Source organism: Halothece sp. PCC 7418, assembly GCF_000317635.1.
Taxonomy (GTDB): Bacteria; Cyanobacteriota; Cyanobacteriia; order Cyanobacteriales; family Rubidibacteraceae; genus Halothece.
Window position 1 is genome coordinate 3,009,245 of the sequence record NC_019779.1, and the last position, 16,760, is coordinate 3,026,004.

Here is a 16,760-nt window from a genome sequence, read left to right on the forward strand (position 1 = left end):
GCGAGAGAGAGACATCCCTTAAACTATGAAAATTTTATTGATTAATTCTGCCGATATTAAAGGGGGAGCAGCAAAAGTCGGCTATCATTTAGGGCAAGGATTGCGCGATCGCGCTCATGAGGTAACTTATTTAGTCGGAAAGAAATTTTCTGAAGAAGAATGGATTCAAGCAATTCCTAAGCGCAGTCCAGGGAAGACAAAAAAATTATCACAGCGAGTGATTCATCGTTTGGGAGTTAATAATCTTGGTTTAACCCATGGGTTTCCTTTTCAACTGACTCAATCTTTCATCGAGCAATTTGATCTAATCCACATTCATGATTTACCCGGTTTTAATTTAGTAGGTTTTCCTTGGTTAACTCGCCTCAAACCAACCGTTTGGACCCTTCATACTTTGAATCCTTTTACTGGCAACTGCTTATATCCTTATGATTGCGATCGCTGGCAAAGCAGTTGTGGTCAGTGCCCCCAGTTTGGTCAGTGGCCCCTAACGTGGTTACATCGTGATGCTTCAGGATTAAATTTATTTGCTAAACGCTGGATCTATCGCTTAAGCGACTTACAAATTATTTGCGTCTCCGAGTGGTTAAGCATTCAGGCAAAACAAAGTATTTTGCAACAAAGTTCGATTCAAACCATCCTGAATCCAGTTGATACTAATTTATACCGTCCGCTTCCTGATCAAGCTGAATTACGGAAAAAACTGAAGATTCCCCAACAAGCACATATCCTTCTGTTTTCAGTAGCCAGCAAAACTATTGATACTCGCAAAGGGCTAGATATTATTCTGGAGGCTTTACCGAAGCTGGAGACAGCTAATTTGTTTTTAATTCCCCTCGGGATTACCGACCAAAGTGATGAAATTGAAGCGAAACTTGCGCCCTATAATCACCTTCCGTTTCAATCGGTTGCTGATCCCCATGAACTTAATCAATTGCTTAATGTCGCGGACTTGATTTGGCATCCTAGTCGTGCGGATACTTCTTCCTTGGTGATTTTAGAAGCCTTTGCTGCAGCAGTTCCCGCCATTGCGGCTCAAGTGGGGGGAGTTACGGAAATTGTGACTCATGGTGAAACTGGCTATTTGATTTCCCCTAATGATCCTGACACCTTAGCGCAACAAACTGATGACTTTTTTGCTCTCCCCTTAGAAAAAAGACTCAAAATGAAAGAAGCAGCGCGCGATCGCGCAGAGACTCGCTTTAGTTTGGAACGATTTCTCGATGAACATGAATCTCTTTATCAGCAAATCTTATCTAAGAATTAACTTAACTATAAGTAAACCGAGCGCGATCGCGCCCTTGGATCAAATCTTAGATGAAAATTGGCTACCGTAAATCAAAAACGAGTGGAAAAATTACTCAACCCCCTGAGGCTGAATCCTACTGCTATTGTTCCTCCTTGGGAATGGATCAACTGGCAACCCATTTCTTTACAGCGCGATCGCGCCATTTGGCAAAACTATCTCAATAGCAACAGTTGGCTATCTCAGTTAGAGAATAAAACCTTTCCCAACTGTAAAGTTGTCATTGATCTGGACGAAACACTGCTTCTTAATAGTTACAGTTCTCCAGAAATTTGGGAAATCGGTCAAGGCTATCAAGATCCTGAAATTTATCCTGCTTATCAATATTCCCAGATGAGAAAAACCTGGCGAGGTCGCTTGAAACGACTCCGAGGTCGCACCCACTATGACACAGCCAATCAAAAGGCTTATCCTTTTTTGCAGAATCCTCGTCATATTGTCATGTTTCGACCAGGAATGCTTGCAGGGTTAGCATGGCTAGGTGAGCGAGGAATTGACTTAATTTTAGTAACCGCCAGCGCCCGAAAACGAGTGCATTATCTGCTCAAACGGTTTCCTCTCTTAACAGAGGTATTTGGCAATCGGATTATTTCGGCTCAGGACATGGTGGAATATTATCTGCATCAGGCTCCCTCAGCAAATCAAATTAAAGATCATATCTCCCGTGAGGCGTTTGAGAAGCGACCGTTCTCTCTAGCCATAAAAACCCCTGATCTAGTTAACCAAATCTTAGGAAATGGTGGTTATGATTGGATTGTTGATGACTCAGCAGTTTTAGCTGAAACAGTAAGGGAGACTCCTTTGCGCGATCGCCTGCTGTGGGTGCGGTCTGATTTACCTGTTAGCAATTATGGAATGCAAATTCTTACTACCTTAGTTGCTAAACTCATGAAAGAACAAAAACAGCCGTCTCCAAGCCAAGATTTCAAGCCCTTAGAGCCCAATTCTCAAGTGAAGGAAATCCTATCCTATGAAGACAACCCATGGGTTCGCTTAGAAGATCCTTATTACTGGCCCCTTTGTCACAGGGGCGATCAACTTTCGGCAGTTTTAATTGAGCAGTAGTTTCTCATTAGGAGGTTAATCACTCATGGCGGACAGTGTTGCTATTATCGTTATGAATCGCGATCGCCCAGATATCACTGACCAAGTGGTCGAGCAAGTGCAAAAAATGGGTGAGGGTTTAGAAACATCTTTGTTTGTGGTGGAGGCGGGGAGTTGTCCCGAAAACCGATCGCGCTATGCGACTCATTACTTCCGCGATCCCAACTATAAAGGACGATATTATGCCTTCAATCAAGGCTTGAAATTTGCCCATAAAGAAAAGCCAGCTTATGACTACTATTGGTTTGTAGTCAACGACATTATTTTTCCTGAAGGACAAGACACCTTAAAATTACTTTGGGAAGCAATGCAAGAAGACCCAAACATGGCAGCGATCGGCCCTGGGGAACCCGAAGCCAAAGACTATAAAGGCTGTCACCCGAAACCAGGAAGACGATGGCATAAAGTTTCTACCATTCACGGACTCGCCATGTTAGTGCGGGGAAGGGCATATCGTGAGGTAGGTTACTGTAGCCCCAAGTTTCATTATGCCCAAGGGGCAAGTACCGAATTTGCTTACAAAATGTATAAAGCAGGCTGGTTTTTAGCCTATTCCGATATTGCCCATCTCTATCATGACCAAAGTGGAAGCACTTATGGGGTAGTTACAAAAATTTCCCGTCACGAGTACAACCGTCGCGCCCGTGATTTTGCCTCTAAGTATTTCCGTAAACATTACGGAGAGAACTGGGATCAATACTTTAGTTCCTTCCTTCCTGAAGATGTAGAAGATAATACCTTTCCTTGGCAGCGTGAGGTTTGGGAAAAGAAAATGAAGCGCAATTGGAAAGAATTCTATCCTTGGTTCTGGAAAACAGGGAGTCGCATTAAAAACTTGTTACGGGCAGTTGGCATTCTCAAATCTACTGCAAGTCCTTCATAAATTACATGGATTCGTTATGTCTCTTGGTTCTCTCTACTTAAAATTTAAACAGAAATACGGTCACGGCTTAGAAGTGGCTCATTATCGCGATCGCGTTCGCCCGAAAATTCTGCAAACCCCCCCCATTACCAACACCACTGACACAACCTGCGAAATTCACGTTCTAACATCCGCCAATGACTGGCTTAATTTAATCTGGGGGCTTAAGTCTCTTTACTACTATACAGGACGGAATTATGCCCTTTGCATTCATGGCGATACCAGTTTAACGGAAGAACAGGAAGCGATTTTTAGGGAACATTTTCCCAATGCAAGGGTTATTCCCCGCGCAGAAGCAGACGAAGCAATGTTTGAATTCCTGAAACCTTATCCACGGTGTTTAGAGTTTCGGAAAAATAATCATCTCTCTCCCAAAGTGTTTGATTTTACTGCTTACCTCAGCAGCGATCGAATGTTTCTATTTGATAGCGATATCCTCTTTTTTAGCGAACCGAAAGAATTACTCAATCGTTTAGAAAATCCGAATTATGAGAAAAATTCGGTTAATGCTGATGTGGGAACTGCTTATACGATTGACCCTGAAGTTGTAAAAGAGAAAATGGGCTTTGAGGTAATCCCTCGCTTTAACTCAGGGTTAGGGGTGATTCATAAAACATCAATGGATCTTGACTGGATTGAGGAATTTCTCAGTTTGCCTGATATTGTCGGTCATTTTTGGCGCATTGAACAAACTTTATATGCTTTGTGTAGTTCTCGATTTGGCGTGGAATTACTCCCCAGTGAATATGATGTTCATTTAGAAGAGGGAATTAATGGTTCACCCTCGCGTCATTATGTCGGGGCAATTCGACATCAACTATATGGGGAAGGAATTAAGCAATTAGTGAAACAAGGGTTTTTAAAGGCTTGATCGGAATCCAACCATGAAAACAACCATTTCTGATGTTAGGAGGAGCAACCCCTGATCAATTACAAGCAGTTAGAGAAGTGATTAATCAATATTTACCTACAGCAAAGGAAGATTTAGAGAGCCTAATTACGCTAGGAAAACTCGAAAGAGAGTAAAACGCTAAAGACGGTTAAATTGCAATGGTAACTAAACTCGGAATTTGGTCTCCCCAAGTTGAATGTCTTGCCTATACGATCGCGCGATCCTGTGCTGGAAAAGATTGTCAAGTAACGGTCTTTACCAAGCCAAAACAAGCAGTAGAATATCGCGGTCATGCCTTTTACTATGAGAAGTTACAAAGCCTAGAACAAGTCAAAATTATTCACACCGTCCATGAAGAAGAAAATATCTTAGACTGGTTATATCTTCTGGGGTTTGATTCTACTGCCTCCAAACAAGACTTAATGGAGTGTGCTCAAAAGGCTAAACACATTGGTTTATATTCTGGAGTGAGGAAAAGTTCTTATCCAAGAAATATTTGGCATCAAATTAAAGAGTTTATCAAATTATTTCCTCTCTCTTCACAACTGAATAAAGTTTTCTTAGCCGATGGTTTTTATTCATTTGATTTTTACAGCGCGATCGCGCAAAGAGAATTAGTGGGAATTGATGTTCATTCTAACTTTTTAGAAAATCAAGAGCTTTACGAAAAATTATTTGCGTTTCAATGGCAACCGCAAAACAAACGAAAATATCAATTCAACTTTATCGGTAATCGGAGTCCGAATTGGAGAACCCAAATTATTAATCAGATCAGGGGGAAACTAGAAAAACAGCAATTTTCCCTAACCACTGATCCAGAATTCGCAGACAATTCCTCAAATATGCTTTGGATTGAGTATGGCGATGAACCTGGTGAAAAGAGAGGGGTTTCTCCTCAAGAGTATATACAATGTCTCTTAGACTCTGATTTTACCCTGTGTCCCCCCGGATACAGCCGTCTTACTCACAGGGTAGTTGAGGCGCTAGTATTAGGAAGTATCCCTGTCTTACATGAAGAGGAACTAGAAATTTACGATCTAAGTTTAAAGGATGGATATAATTGTTTAGCAGTGAAAAACCAAAACTGGCTGGCAAGTATTGAAAAAATTATGACCATGAACCAAGTTCAAATTGAATCAATGCGGAAAAATATTTTGACGATGAAAGAGTCTTATTTAACCGATAAGGCTTTCTGCAAAAGACTGAAAACAAAAATGGGAGCAAGCTAATTTAAACCAAATAAGGATTCTGATAATTTAAGACTTAGAGAAAATGACAAAATCTTTACTAGAGCGGACAAAAAAAGTATGGGAAGAAAAAAGATTACCCTATCGGTTAAAACATCGGTGGGGAGAATTAGGGGTGCTTCCTAATTGTTTAATTGTGGGAGCCCAGAAAGCAGGAACTACTTCACTCTATGAACACTTGATTCGTCATCCTGATGTGTGGCCCCCTGATTGTAGAGAAATAAACTTTGGTTAAATATCTTTCCAAAAGAGCAAATCAAAATTATTAAATCTGAAGATATATGGGAAGATGCTAGCAAGTATTTAGAGTGATCAGTTGTGCGCGATCGCGCTTGCGATAACCTTTCGAATTGTCTCTAATTAGGATTAATGTTGGTTCATATAGGTGCGTAAAATCTGGTTAATCAAGGTTTGATAGTGGGGAGTTTGATGTTTTAGCCAATCAAGGACATCTTGGTCTAAGGGGATGGTAACGGTTTTTTTCGAGATAGGTTCAACTTTCCTGGCATTTTGCCAAAATTGTTCGTCTAATTCGGGAATATCTGAAGTGTCGATTTCTGAGTCAGGGAGATTTTGTAGTTGTTTAAGTCGTTCGGGCGAGATAGTCATAGTATTGTCTCCTTTCTTTTGGAGTTGCTTTTCGGGCTGAGATAATGCGGATGTTACCGTTTCGTTCTGTATGAACAACAGTAATAATTACAACGCCTTGAATTGCTCCAATGCTAATTTCACGGGTTTCTCCGTAATTGTACCGTTCATCAATCGCGGTAAAGACAATCCCATCAAAAATTTCTACCGCTTCTTCAAAGCTGATCTTATGTTTTTTGAGATTCTGTTGATTTTTGTTTTCATCCCACTCAAACATTATGATATTTATATTTTAAAGCAGAAAAATTTATTTTAGCAGTTTTGCGTTTGGGCTTCGATTTCCTCTATTGTTAGCATTGCCTATAACACTTCCTAATTAGGTGCTGGCAAAACTTTTAAGAGGCAGCGCGATCGCGCTGCCAATAACCTTTCTATGCAAATCAAGTGAAATGTACGATAATGTCTGTAAATTTTTAGCAGAAACCTTAATTTGAAGCAATTAGATTATGGGAGCAACCTCCAGAGAGGTTTTTATCTTCCCCAAGATTGTACCCTTGTGCAGTTTTAACTGAACCAGACAAAGCAGAAAAGACGTTAATAAGGAATACTCCAATGGTTGCTACATAAGACTGGTTTAAAAATCCCCCCTAGCCCCCCTTAGTAAGGGCAGGGCTGTTTCATTCTCGGGGTAAAATTGTAAATGTAAAGCGCGATCGCGTAACTAAATCCACAGCGCGATTGCGCTCCGCGCACCAAATCGAAGATTTGATCGCGCATTTTTAGAAAAATTTCTAATATGTCTAGTTTAATCAGTTTCTTAAAACAAGTCAAGGACTGGCGGGATTCCAGTGGAAAAAGATATCCCCTATGGTGGATACTCCTAATTGTTATTTTAGGGCTAATGGTAGGTTGTTTAAGTTATAGAGACCTATCTGCTTTTGCTAAGAATCATCATGACTATCTTCTTCGCCTTGCCAAAAATACTCACCTTAAAGTTCCGTCCTACTCCACCATTAGAAGAATCATGATGGGAATAGAAAATGATAATTTAATTCCAATTTTTAATCAATGGGCAACTCAATTATCTTCAAAAGAAGAAATTCCAGATTGGATCGCGATCGATGGCAAAAGTATTAAATCAACTTTAACTGATACCTACGGAAATAAACAGAATTTTGCTTCAATTGTCTCTTGGTTTTCTCAAGAAAATGGATTGGTTTTAGCCTTGGAAAAATTGGAGAATAAAAAGACTTCAGAAATTCACTGTGTTCGAGAAATGGTGGATAATACACCTTTATTCAATAAGATTTTGACTCTAGATGCTGTCCACTGTCAAAAGAAACAATTAGAACGATTAATCGCTCTCATAATGATTATGTAATTGCGGTTAAGAAAAATCAACCTAAGTTGTACAACAGTTTAGAAGAAATTGCTCACAATCAGATTCCTTTTCAAGAGAATATCTGCACCGACACGAGTCATGGACGACAAATTACTCGCCAAGTCTCTGTTTTTGAAGTTCCAGAAAAAGTTCCTAAGATTTGGCAAGGAAGTCAGTATTTTATTAAAGTAGAAAGGAAAGGTTATCGAAAAGACAAGCCTTATCATCAAATCGTTTATTATTTAAGTAGTTGTGATCAAACAGCTAAAAATTTAGTGAAAAAATTCAGGGACATTGGGGAATTGAAAACCAACTACATTGGGTCAAAGATGTTATTTTTGCTGAAGATACTTCCCCAATACACCATCTTCAGTCAGCAGTCAACTTTTCAGTTTTAAAGACCATTTGTCTCAATCTTTTTAGATTATTAGGCTTTTTATCAATTACCGAAGGGCGAAGATGGCTTGGACAGAGGCTTTGGCTACTCCCCATTTTGATAGAATGAAACAGCCCTGCCTTAGTAAGGGGGGTTGGGGGGATCGATATGTAGCAGGCTTTTTTGTATTTCATATAAGAAATGTTGCTCAACAGTTGAACACAACCGAGGAGTTACCCCAGCGCGATAACCTCAGCGCAGCCACAGGAATTTTAGCGGGGTTAATCTTAAATAAGAACCTAATTCGCCAAGTGTTAAAGAAGGAAATTATGAAAGAGTCAGTCATTTACCAAGACATTCTTGCTGAAGGTCGTTTCGAGGGAAAACAATGGGAAATCTGTGGTGATAGTTATCTTATTATGAGAGCCATAAATACTAGGAAAAATTAGTCGTGTTTACCGATTTATTGAACCTTCCTCTTGATCGCGATCGCGCGAGTCATGCAGATCAAACCCTTAGTCTCGCTGGTATGACTTGGGATGATTACGAACGGTTAACAGCAGAAGAGTTTGGATATCATATCTCTTATTGGAATGGAGTGATCACAATTGTGTCCCCCAGTAGGAACCATGAGAAAATAGCGGAAGTGATCAATGGTTTAATTAAAACTTACTGTCGCAAGTATAATTTGACTTATTTTCCCATGGGTTCAACCACATTTAAAAATCCCCCCTTAGCAGGGAAAGAACCCGATCATAGCTTTGCTTTTGAAACGGATAAATCGATTCCCGATCTAGCTGTAGAAGTTACTTATACTAGTGGTACTGTCGCGGATTTAGAAAAGTACCACTCTTTGGAAGTAAAGGAAGTTTGGTTTTGGAACGACAATAAGATGACTTTTTATCATCTGGCTAATGGGAAATATCAAAAAACGGAGGAAAGTATTTGTCTGGCTAAACTAACGACTAATTTTTTGGTTACTTTTGTGAATCGGGGATTGAAAGAAACACCACTCACGATTGAGGAAGATTTTTATGATTCGTTATAGCCACAGGAATATTAGAAACTTGGCTTCATTCAAGTTAATCATCAGTTTCTTGAGAGTGCTTATATCATAGAACATTAGCCCGCACCGCTAGGGAAACTGAGCCAAAGTCATCGCGCTGAAATTGATCATCATTTATTATTAAATCATTTCCTATGAATCAGCAGGCTTCGACTCACGAAAAACATCAAATACGAGTTTTAATGATGCCTGACTATCGACAGGATAACCCTTATCAACAGTTACTTGCTAATTCGCTAAAAACAGAGGGAGTCGAAGTGCAATTTCCTCAAGGTTATCGTCGTGTTTTTCCAATTTTTAGAGCCATTACAACTCAAAACAAACCGATTCATATCCTACACCTCCACTGGCTGAATTTATATCTTAAAGGTAAAAATTTGCCAAGTAAGTGGCTTTACGCGCTTAAAGTGCTGATTGATGTTTGGTTAACTTGCCAAACTGGAACAAAAATTGTGTGGACTGTTCATAATCTTGTTCCCCACGATACTAAATTTCCTCGGTTGGAATACTGGACAAGACGCTTATTGGTGAAAATGGCAAGCCGAGTTATTATTCATAATCACGCTTCCTTAGAACCTTTACTTCAGGCTTATCAACTCGATTCCGTTAAGGTCAATATTATTCCTCATGGAAATTATCGCCCAGTGTATAAAGAAGCAATTCCGAAAGAAGAAGCAAGAAAAATCTTAGGGTTTCCACAACAAGGAAAAATCTACCTCAGCTTTGGTATGATACGACCCTATAAAGGGCTAGAATTCCTTCTAGGAGCTTGGGAAAAATGCCAAAATGATCAAGATTTGCTAGCAATTGTTGGACAAGCTAGAGGTCATGTCGAGTATGGGTCAGCTTTGGTCAAAAAAGCGGAGACAATTAAGGGTGCAATGGTTCGAGAAGGCTATGTAGATGATGAATTGATTCATATTTACTACAGTGCTGCAGATATTATCGTGCTTCCTTTCCAAAAGATTTTAACCTCTGGTAGTTTGATTTTAGCGATGTCTTTTAGCAAACCCATTATTGCTCCTTGCTTTCCTTCTATTACTGAAACCTTAGGAACAGCAGATTGGCTACTTTATGATCCCGAAACAGAACAAGGTTTATTCAATGCAATTTGCAAAAGCAAAGATATAGACTTAGAAGCCTTGAGTACTTTAGTTAAGCAAGAGTGTCAGCGACTGAATTGGGACAATATTGCTCAACAAACGAGCCAACTTTATCTCAGTTTAATCTCTCAAGAAGATAATAAGGATAACTCTGAAGTCGTGGCTGGAGCCAATGAAACAGACCGTTAGTATTCTCATTCCTTGCTACAATGCTGAGCAGTGGATTGCTCAAACCATTCGCAGTGCTCTAGAACAAAGTTATCCCCATACAGAGGTGATTGTTGTTGATGATGGTTCGACGGATAATTCGGTAGCTGTGATTCAATCTTTTGATGGTCTGATTCAGTGGGAAACGCAATCCAATCAAGGGGGAAATCCGACTCGGAATCGACTCCTAGAACTGAGTACAGGAGAATGGATACAGTATCTAGACTCTGATGATTACCTCTTACCCGATAAGATTGAGAAACAGCTTGCCATATTAGCTCAAACTCCCCAAGCAGATGTCATTTATAGTCCTAGTATTTTTGAATATTGGGAACAAAAGCACTCTAGACAGCAAGTTCTTCCAATTCCCGAACCTCATGACCCTTGGATATTACTAGCTCGATGGTATCTCCCGCAAACAGGAAGTCCACTTTGGCGCAAAAGCGCGATCGCGCAAGTCGGAGGATGGAAAACGGATCAACCCTGCTGTCAGGAACATGAACTTTATCTAAGATTACTAATGGCAAGCAAAAATTTTGTATATTGTGACCAGCCAGGCTCGATTTATCGCCAATGGAGTGAAGAAACAGTTTGTCGAAAAGATATGCGTCAAACTTACACTCAACGCCTAATCATTGAGGATCACATGGAAAAACATCTCTCAGTAACTAACCAGTTAACAAAAGAGCGACAGCACGCCATTAATCAAGCTCGTTTTGAATGTGCTCGACAAATTTGGCTTTTTGACCAAAATTGGGCAAAACAAATAATTAAACAAATTCAATTATCTGAACCTAACTTCCAACCCTTAGGAAATGCTGCCCCAAAAAGTTATCAATTTACTTATAAATTACTAGGCTTTAACCTAGCTGAAGTAATCGCTAAGCAAAAGCGAAATCTTTTTTCTTTAATCTCAAACGCTTAGCGGGCATAATTATTAACCTAGAGAAAGAAATACAAATACCTAATTATGATCCATCCTTACAATTCGGAAGAAATTATTCAGGTGTGCCGTAATAATATAGACCGATATTTGCCATTTGCCAAAGATTATATTGATCGGGGGTCGCTGCACAGTGAAAATTTATTAATGTGTGCTTTATCAAAAGCTGTAGAAGCTAGAGTCATTATGGAAAGTGGTCGTTTCAAAGGACAAAGTACCTATTGTCTGGGGAAGTTTTTTGAAAGGGAAGCACTACCAATAGAAAGCATAGATTTAGACAGACTAAGAGGTTCTAAAGCCTTGAAAATAAGTCTTGAAGAAGTAGACTCTATACATCGGTACGCAGAAGAACGTTTAATTACTCTTCCAAATGTTAAGCTCCATTATGGTAATTCCTTCAAAATTATGCCAAGATTACTGCAAAAATATCATGATCAACGGGTAACGCTATTTATTGATGGCCCTAAAGATATTCCAGCAGTGACTCTTGCCTTTAAATGCTTAGTCAAACATTCCAACATTCCTATTATCTTTATACACGATTGTCCCAAAGGCTCTCCAGGGAGAAAAGCAATGGAAGACAACTTTGAATACACTTTTTTTTCAGACAACCTGCATTTTTTAGAAGCATTTTCTTACCTTGATGAAACTTGTCAAGGTGAACATTGGCAACCTTATCATCAAAAAGGGCAACCAAGTAATAGTTACGGACCAACATTGGGCATAGCTTTTCCGCAGCAGGAAGATATTAATCGTTATTTAAGACTAAACCCTAATTTTCTAGAAAGAAAGAGTATAACTATGCGATTTAAAGTTGGACTAAAATCCCTACAAAGTAATGGTGTTCGTGTAGTAATAAGACAAATACTAGAGAATTTACGTCGTTAATAAGAACTCATTTGAAATTTGAATAGTAGAATTTATAAAGGAATAGATATTCATATAATGCTCAAAAGAACTCCTATTGGAAAAATCAAATCCTTGATTAATCAAAACTCGAAAAGAGCAAAATATAAAGAACAGCAAAGGAAGAAGAAAGAATATTTAACACACAGCATTAATTCTGACAGTCAATCAGCGACAAAAATATTCGGAATCGGTCTTAGCAGAACAGCTACTAGATCATTATCGGTAGCATTAAATATGCTAGGTTATCGATCTAGCCACTGGGTTTATGGAGGAAACATTTTATCACTAGACGATTTTTATTACTTTGATGCTAGCACCGATACTTGTGTTTCTTATATGTTTGAAACATTATATCATCTATTTCCTAATTCAAAATTTATTTATACAACAAGAGACGAATCAAATTGGGTTAATTCCGTTAGTAAACACTTTCAATGTGAAACCCCAAAAGATTTAAAAAGCAAATATATTGATAACTTTAAAGCCAATAGAAACAAGTATCCTAATCAATATGAATTTAACCTCCATTATATGGCAATTCATGATGGTTTATATGGAAAATTTGATACTTGGTCAGAAGCCTATAGAGCGCACGATCAGAGAGTAAATGCTTTCTTTCAAGATCATCAGGAAAAATTACTAGTCATGGATATCACTAAAGGTGATGGATGGAACCTCTTATGTAACTTTTTAGGAAAAGAAATTCCTGGAAAAGCATTTCCTATACGGAAGTAAGCCAACAATTTAGGTCTAGATTTACTTATGAACACTAAGTAACTGATGTCAATTACTCAAATCTCAAACTAGGAGACTTATGAAAAGTTTAGATTCTACTTGTTCCCTATCTATTTTAGTGGCACGAACAGATATTCCCTTTATAATGCACACGATTCCGCATTTAGTGCGGATGTGCAACTATAATTTTCTAGAAAAATGTTTAATTGTTGATACAGCGCCTCTGTCTGGTAAATTTAAATCTCGTCCTGGTATTGGTAGTCTTTCTGAGTTAAGAGACTGTTGTGAAAAGCTAGTCCAAAAAGGGATTATTGATCGATTAATTGATATTGACTATTCCAAAGAAACGATAAAAAAACTATACCACAAACATTTTGGTAGTTTTATAAAACATACCCATAACTATCGTGGATACCCAATTTACGGTAGTATTTTTGCTATCGAAGCAGTAAAAGGAGACTACATCCTTCATTTTGACAGCGATATGCTACTGCATCAAAAGACAAGTTTTAATTGGATAGCAGAAGGAATGCAACTCCTTGAGAAAAATGATCAAGTAATGTTTGTTAGCCCTTTAAGTGGTCCACCTACAGAAGATGGTTCTTTGCAACAGCGAGGTGTTGATTATAAACTAGATAAAGATGGCTTTTATAAGTTTCAAGACTTTACCAGTCGCAAGTATCTCCTCAAAAAAGAAAAATTTGATTCTTTTTTACCAATGGAACCCGCTTGGATTTCTTGGAAACGTCGTTTAGCTTCTGTGGTAACTGGAAACAGTCCTTTATGGAATTGGGAGATTATGGTTTCAAAACACCTTCAAAAAACAGGAAAGCTACGAGCCGATTTAGCTTCTCCTCAAGCCTGGACTTTACATACACCTGATCATGGTAAAGAGTTTATTGATGCTTTACCCAATTTAATTTGCAAAATTGAAAGTGGACATTATCCCAAGGAGCAAGCTGGAAATTATGATTTAGATCTAAAGTTATGGAGATCAACAAGCCTACTCTCTAATAGTAAATAAACTTAAAATGCTTAATCCGAAAGAATTGACAAAAAAAATCATTATTAATTCCTATGACAGCATTTCCCGATTAAGATTCGGAAAACAAAAATACATTTTTTTACATTCTCATATGCGTGCTAGGTCGACTTTATTACAATCAATTTTATGCAGTTCACGCGAAATTACTGGTGATAATGAATATCATATCTCTTACCAAGATTACTCAGGATTAGATTTGCTGCGTTGGAAACTCCTTCGCATGAATACAAAATGGAAACCTTTTCCTAAGTATGCACTCGACAAAATTAACCATTCTATTCACGAAATTAATCCATCTTTATTTTGTGATCACAATATATTCCATATTTTTTTATTGCGTCAACCTGTTGATTCCATACAAAGCTGTGTTGCTAGATGGGGACACAAACGTTCTCTAAATTATTTTTTAAACTACTATAATCGAAGAGTCAAAGATTTAGTATCTCTATCAGAGTTAGCATCTCAATCACCAAATGGCTATTCCTACATAGAGTCTGATACATTGATTGGAAAACCCAAGGCAACTTTGCATCAATTGACTAAGTATCTTAATCTTTGTTATCCATTATCTCCAATGTACAAAAGAGAAACTTCATTGATCACAAATTCTGCTCCTAACCAAGAAAATTTGTTATCTAATGGAAAAATAGTTAGTAAGCCAAGGAAGCATGACAATTTAATTTCTGAAGAGGGATTTGAAGAGTTGTGGTTATCATATCAAGCAGCCCATAAAGAATTAAAAGATAAAAGTCAATTATAAAGGATGTTCTGATATCAATATGATTAAAGCAATTAAGCTCTTGTTTTTAAGAGGACTAATTTCCAAGTTTCCCTCTTTTAATCTTAAAGTAAATACTTATTTAAGTTTCTTATTTCCATCTAAATTTGAAAATAAAAAAAGTGTTTTTTACTATGTACTACAGGAGAAAATGAAGAATACTTTGAGCAAGGACTTCTAGTTGCTATTAAAAGCATAAAATTAACTAATCCAAAAATTCCCATTGTAGTTTTTTACAACTCTTTATCAAAAAGTCAAATCTCTAGATTAGATGGTTGTCATCTGATTGAAATTAATGAAGAAAATTGTAATGCTGAACACAGACCTGATTTAACGGATGCTACCTTTTATCGTCTTCATTTAGAGAAACTTGAAAATTTCGATAAAATATTATATCTAGATAGTGATGTTGTCGTCTTGGATTCTTTAGATGAAATCTTCCAGTTACCAGGAAACCTGATTGCTGTAGGTCAAACAAAAAACTATAGTAATGAATTTCATGATGATCAAAAGATTTTTGAATCTGAGGGAATAAAAAATCCAATTCTTCCTGGATTTAATGCTGGGTTTCTCTGTTTTAATCAAAACTATTGGAAGGATAAACTCCTTCGAGAAGTAGTTACCATGGGAAACAAATATGGTTGGGAAAACTTTAAAAATCTTGATCAAGGCTTATTACATTTGGTTATTTATCGGCAAGGAGGCTTTACAAGTGTTCCACGTTATTATAACTTCACTGCTTGGCAAGGTTGTACTGAAGTAAAACAAAATAAAAGAGGCTTTCTCGCGCCTTATGTTGATGGTGAGTTTGTTAAAATTATCCACTTTAGCGGACCCTTTAAACCTTGGCATTACCAAGCAAAATACAAATCCTATCCGAGACTCCAAAAATTTATGGATATGTATTTTCCATGCTATGAACAATTTAAAACATTGACAAACAAATGAGAAAATTTTTTTCGTTACAATCTCTCTCTGAAAAAATAGGAAATCAAGTATGGCCTCACGTGAGGGACAAGTTTCGACAAGCCTTTTTAATTGATCATTCACCGAAGTGGCTTCCATCCCCAGAATACGCTCATAAATTTAATGCTAGATGGCATAAAATTTATGAGCAAATGCCAAATGTGCGTGCTGCTCCGATTAAATATGGGTCAATTGCACTAGATTTTCAAAACAAACTAGATCCTCAATTTCCAGAAGCGGGAGTTCTTGAATTAGAGAGTGCTCGTTTATACAATGCATTTGGTTGGATATTTAGCAAGGAAGGTTACCTTTTACCTGATCATTCGTACTTTGGCAGGCATGTCAGCCAAATGAAGCGTAAGGGAGGAGTACCAAAATTTTTACCAAAATGCAGACATTTAGAAGGGGTTTGCTTATTACTTCCGAGTGAACAGGGAGGTAATTACTGCCATTTTTTGTTAGATGGTTTGAGCCGTCTAGAACTTTTCTATAAAGCGGGATTTAAATTATCCGATGTTGATCATATTTTCTGCCAAGTACCTATTTCCAAGAATGCTAAAGACGTATTTAATCAATTAGGTATTCCTCGTAGTAAATGTTTCTGGAGTTATCAAAATAAAGGTAGAGTCCTCTACACTGATACTCTTTTAGCACCGACTTTTCCAGGTACATGGCGAAACTATCCCCAGTGGTTACCTAAATTTCTGCAACGAGAAATTACACCATCGCCTCCTCTCCCTACTCGCCGACTTTATATTTCTCGAACTGGCTATAGACGTAATGTTGTTAATGAGGAAGCAATTAAGCCTATTCTGATCAAGTATGGTTTTGAGATTTACAATCCTGAAGAACATGAAAATCAGCCTTATGATTTTGCTGAAGCTACAATTATTGTGGGACCCCATGGAGCAGGTTTAACGAATCTAGCTTTTTGTCAACCAGGGACAAAGGTTCTTGAACTTATGCCTACTGATCAGGGGGAGCCACATTACTACACTTTATCTGAGGCCGCTAATTTAGAATACGGATACCTTGCTGGTCCAAGTGTCAATGAACGTCCCAAAGAGTTTCAAGAGGCTTGGGGAACAACGAGTTATTATGATTTTTATGTAAACGAAGATGAATTGGATAATGCTTTAGCTCAAATTACATCTAATACTTTGACTTCATAAGTAGTTATAACTCAGGTTAA

At 37.9% G+C, this 16,760-nt stretch carries 18 protein-coding genes and 2 pseudogenes; 18 read left to right on the top strand and 2 right to left on the bottom strand.

Features of this window, described 5'->3' with window-relative positions; all coding sequences use genetic code 11:
* The first annotated feature begins 25 nt into the window (after positions 1 to 25).
* The 7 genes from PCC7418_RS13715 to PCC7418_RS20785 are packed head-to-tail and all read left to right on the top strand — an operon-like array spanning position 26 to position 5,706.
* Positions 26 to 1,267 carry a glycosyltransferase gene (locus PCC7418_RS13715; RefSeq protein WP_015226785.1) on the top strand — a complete coding sequence of 414 codons (1,242 nt, stop codon included), beginning with the start codon at positions 26 to 28 and terminating at the stop codon, positions 1,265 to 1,267.
* 57 nt (positions 1,268 to 1,324) lie between these two features.
* Entirely contained in the window at positions 1,325 to 2,371 is a 1,047-nt protein-coding gene (locus PCC7418_RS13720) for a haloacid dehalogenase-like hydrolase (RefSeq protein ID WP_150107071.1), read from the top strand.
* Positions 2,372 to 2,396: 25 nt separating this feature from the next.
* Positions 2,397 to 3,293 (top strand): glycosyltransferase family 2 protein, encoded by an 897-nt coding sequence (locus tag PCC7418_RS13725; RefSeq protein ID WP_015226787.1) that lies wholly within the window; start codon positions 2,397 to 2,399, stop codon positions 3,291 to 3,293.
* A gap of 16 nt (positions 3,294 to 3,309) precedes the next feature.
* Positions 3,310 to 4,203, top strand: coding sequence for a hypothetical protein (locus PCC7418_RS13730; protein WP_015226788.1), 894 nt, complete (start codon positions 3,310 to 3,312; stop codon positions 4,201 to 4,203).
* 32 nt (positions 4,204 to 4,235) lie between these two features.
* Positions 4,236 to 4,358, top strand: coding sequence for a hypothetical protein (locus tag PCC7418_RS21155; RefSeq protein WP_015226789.1), 123 nt, complete (start codon positions 4,236 to 4,238; stop codon positions 4,356 to 4,358).
* Between the two features lie 24 nt (positions 4,359 to 4,382).
* Positions 4,383 to 5,453, top strand: coding sequence for an exostosin family protein (locus PCC7418_RS13735; RefSeq protein ID WP_015226790.1), 1,071 nt, complete (start codon positions 4,383 to 4,385; stop codon positions 5,451 to 5,453).
* Between the two features lie 43 nt (positions 5,454 to 5,496).
* Positions 5,497 to 5,706 carry a hypothetical protein gene (locus tag PCC7418_RS20785; RefSeq protein ID WP_015226791.1) on the top strand — a complete coding sequence of 70 codons (210 nt, stop codon included), beginning with the start codon at positions 5,497 to 5,499 and terminating at the stop codon, positions 5,704 to 5,706.
* Between the two features lie 131 nt (positions 5,707 to 5,837).
* Here the strand turns inward: PCC7418_RS20785 and PCC7418_RS13745 are convergent, their stop codons facing one another.
* Positions 5,838 to 6,080 carry a BrnA antitoxin family protein gene (locus PCC7418_RS13745; RefSeq protein ID WP_015226792.1) on the bottom strand — a complete coding sequence of 81 codons (243 nt, stop codon included), beginning with the start codon at positions 6,078 to 6,080 and terminating at the stop codon, positions 5,838 to 5,840.
* Entirely contained in the window at positions 6,055 to 6,336 is a 282-nt protein-coding gene (locus PCC7418_RS13750; RefSeq protein WP_015226793.1) for a BrnT family toxin, read from the bottom strand. Before PCC7418_RS13750 ends, PCC7418_RS13745 begins: the two co-directional genes overlap by 26 nt.
* 519 nt (positions 6,337 to 6,855) lie before the next feature.
* Between PCC7418_RS13750 and PCC7418_RS13755 the strand changes: the two are divergent.
* The 11 genes and pseudogenes from PCC7418_RS13755 to PCC7418_RS13810 all read left to right on the top strand — a co-directional run bounded on the left by PCC7418_RS13755 (position 6,856) and on the right by PCC7418_RS13810 (position 16,740).
* Positions 6,856 to 7,838: pseudogene (locus PCC7418_RS13755) on the top strand (ISAs1 family transposase).
* Between the two features lie 61 nt (positions 7,839 to 7,899).
* The gene (locus tag PCC7418_RS20635) at positions 7,900 to 8,265 is read left to right on the top strand and encodes a hypothetical protein (RefSeq protein WP_015226794.1); all 366 of its coding nucleotides are present in this window, start codon (positions 7,900 to 7,902) and stop codon (positions 8,263 to 8,265) included.
* A gap of 2 nt (positions 8,266 to 8,267) precedes the next feature.
* Entirely contained in the window at positions 8,268 to 8,864 is a 597-nt protein-coding gene (locus tag PCC7418_RS13765) for a Uma2 family endonuclease (RefSeq protein WP_015226795.1), read from the top strand.
* A 152-nt stretch (positions 8,865 to 9,016) separates the two neighbouring features.
* Positions 9,017 to 10,174: a glycosyltransferase gene (locus PCC7418_RS13770; RefSeq protein ID WP_015226796.1), complete on the top strand. Its 1,158-nt coding sequence runs from the start codon at positions 9,017 to 9,019 to the stop codon at positions 10,172 to 10,174.
* Positions 10,158 to 11,117, top strand: coding sequence for a glycosyltransferase (locus PCC7418_RS13775; protein WP_015226797.1), 960 nt, complete (start codon positions 10,158 to 10,160; stop codon positions 11,115 to 11,117). Before PCC7418_RS13770 ends, PCC7418_RS13775 begins: the two co-directional genes overlap by 17 nt.
* Positions 11,118 to 11,162: 45 nt before the next feature.
* A complete protein-coding gene (locus tag PCC7418_RS13780) occupies positions 11,163 to 12,023 on the top strand; it encodes a hypothetical protein (protein ID WP_015226798.1) in 861 nt (286 codons plus the stop codon).
* Positions 12,024 to 12,041: 18 nt separating this feature from the next.
* A complete protein-coding gene (locus PCC7418_RS13785) occupies positions 12,042 to 12,779 on the top strand; it encodes a sulfotransferase family protein (RefSeq protein WP_150107074.1) in 738 nt (245 codons plus the stop codon).
* A 79-nt stretch (positions 12,780 to 12,858) separates the two neighbouring features.
* On the top strand, positions 12,859 to 13,803 hold the full coding sequence (locus tag PCC7418_RS13790) for a hypothetical protein (RefSeq protein ID WP_015226800.1): 945 nt from the start codon (positions 12,859 to 12,861) through the stop codon (positions 13,801 to 13,803).
* A gap of 7 nt (positions 13,804 to 13,810) precedes the next feature.
* Positions 13,811 to 14,584 carry a sulfotransferase family protein gene (locus PCC7418_RS13795; protein ID WP_015226801.1) on the top strand — a complete coding sequence of 258 codons (774 nt, stop codon included), beginning with the start codon at positions 13,811 to 13,813 and terminating at the stop codon, positions 14,582 to 14,584.
* A gap of 192 nt (positions 14,585 to 14,776) precedes the next feature.
* Positions 14,777 to 15,550: pseudogene (locus PCC7418_RS13805) on the top strand (glycosyltransferase family 8 protein); the annotation flags it as partial.
* Entirely contained in the window at positions 15,547 to 16,740 is a 1,194-nt protein-coding gene (locus PCC7418_RS13810; protein ID WP_015226802.1) for a DUF563 domain-containing protein, read from the top strand. The pseudogene PCC7418_RS13805 and the gene PCC7418_RS13810, both read left to right, overlap by 4 nt.
* The last annotated feature ends 20 nt before the right edge of the window (positions 16,741 to 16,760 follow it).

Coding starts and splice junctions, on each gene's coding strand:
- PCC7418_RS13715 (WP_015226785.1), top strand. CDS start 26: ATGAAAATTTTATTGATTAATTCTGCCGATATTAAAGGGGGAGCAGCA.
- PCC7418_RS13725 (WP_015226787.1), top strand. CDS start 2,397: ATGGCGGACAGTGTTGCTATTATCGTTATGAATCGCGATCGCCCAGAT.
- PCC7418_RS13730 (WP_015226788.1), top strand. CDS start 3,310: ATGTCTCTTGGTTCTCTCTACTTAAAATTTAAACAGAAATACGGTCAC.
- PCC7418_RS21155 (WP_015226789.1), top strand. CDS start 4,236: ATGTTAGGAGGAGCAACCCCTGATCAATTACAAGCAGTTAGAGAAGTG.
- PCC7418_RS13735 (WP_015226790.1), top strand. CDS start 4,383: ATGGTAACTAAACTCGGAATTTGGTCTCCCCAAGTTGAATGTCTTGCC.
- PCC7418_RS20785 (WP_015226791.1), top strand. CDS start 5,497: ATGACAAAATCTTTACTAGAGCGGACAAAAAAAGTATGGGAAGAAAAA.
- PCC7418_RS13745 (WP_015226792.1), bottom strand. CDS start 6,080: ATGACTATCTCGCCCGAACGACTTAAACAACTACAAAATCTCCCTGAC.
- PCC7418_RS13750 (WP_015226793.1), bottom strand. CDS start 6,336: ATGTTTGAGTGGGATGAAAACAAAAATCAACAGAATCTCAAAAAACAT.
- PCC7418_RS20635 (WP_015226794.1), top strand. CDS start 7,900: ATGGCTTGGACAGAGGCTTTGGCTACTCCCCATTTTGATAGAATGAAA.
- PCC7418_RS13770 (WP_015226796.1), top strand. CDS start 9,017: ATGAATCAGCAGGCTTCGACTCACGAAAAACATCAAATACGAGTTTTA.
- PCC7418_RS13775 (WP_015226797.1), top strand. CDS start 10,158: ATGAAACAGACCGTTAGTATTCTCATTCCTTGCTACAATGCTGAGCAG.
- PCC7418_RS13780 (WP_015226798.1), top strand. CDS start 11,163: ATGATCCATCCTTACAATTCGGAAGAAATTATTCAGGTGTGCCGTAAT.
- PCC7418_RS13790 (WP_015226800.1), top strand. CDS start 12,859: ATGAAAAGTTTAGATTCTACTTGTTCCCTATCTATTTTAGTGGCACGA.
- PCC7418_RS13795 (WP_015226801.1), top strand. CDS start 13,811: ATGCTTAATCCGAAAGAATTGACAAAAAAAATCATTATTAATTCCTAT.
- PCC7418_RS13810 (WP_015226802.1), top strand. CDS start 15,547: ATGAGAAAATTTTTTTCGTTACAATCTCTCTCTGAAAAAATAGGAAAT.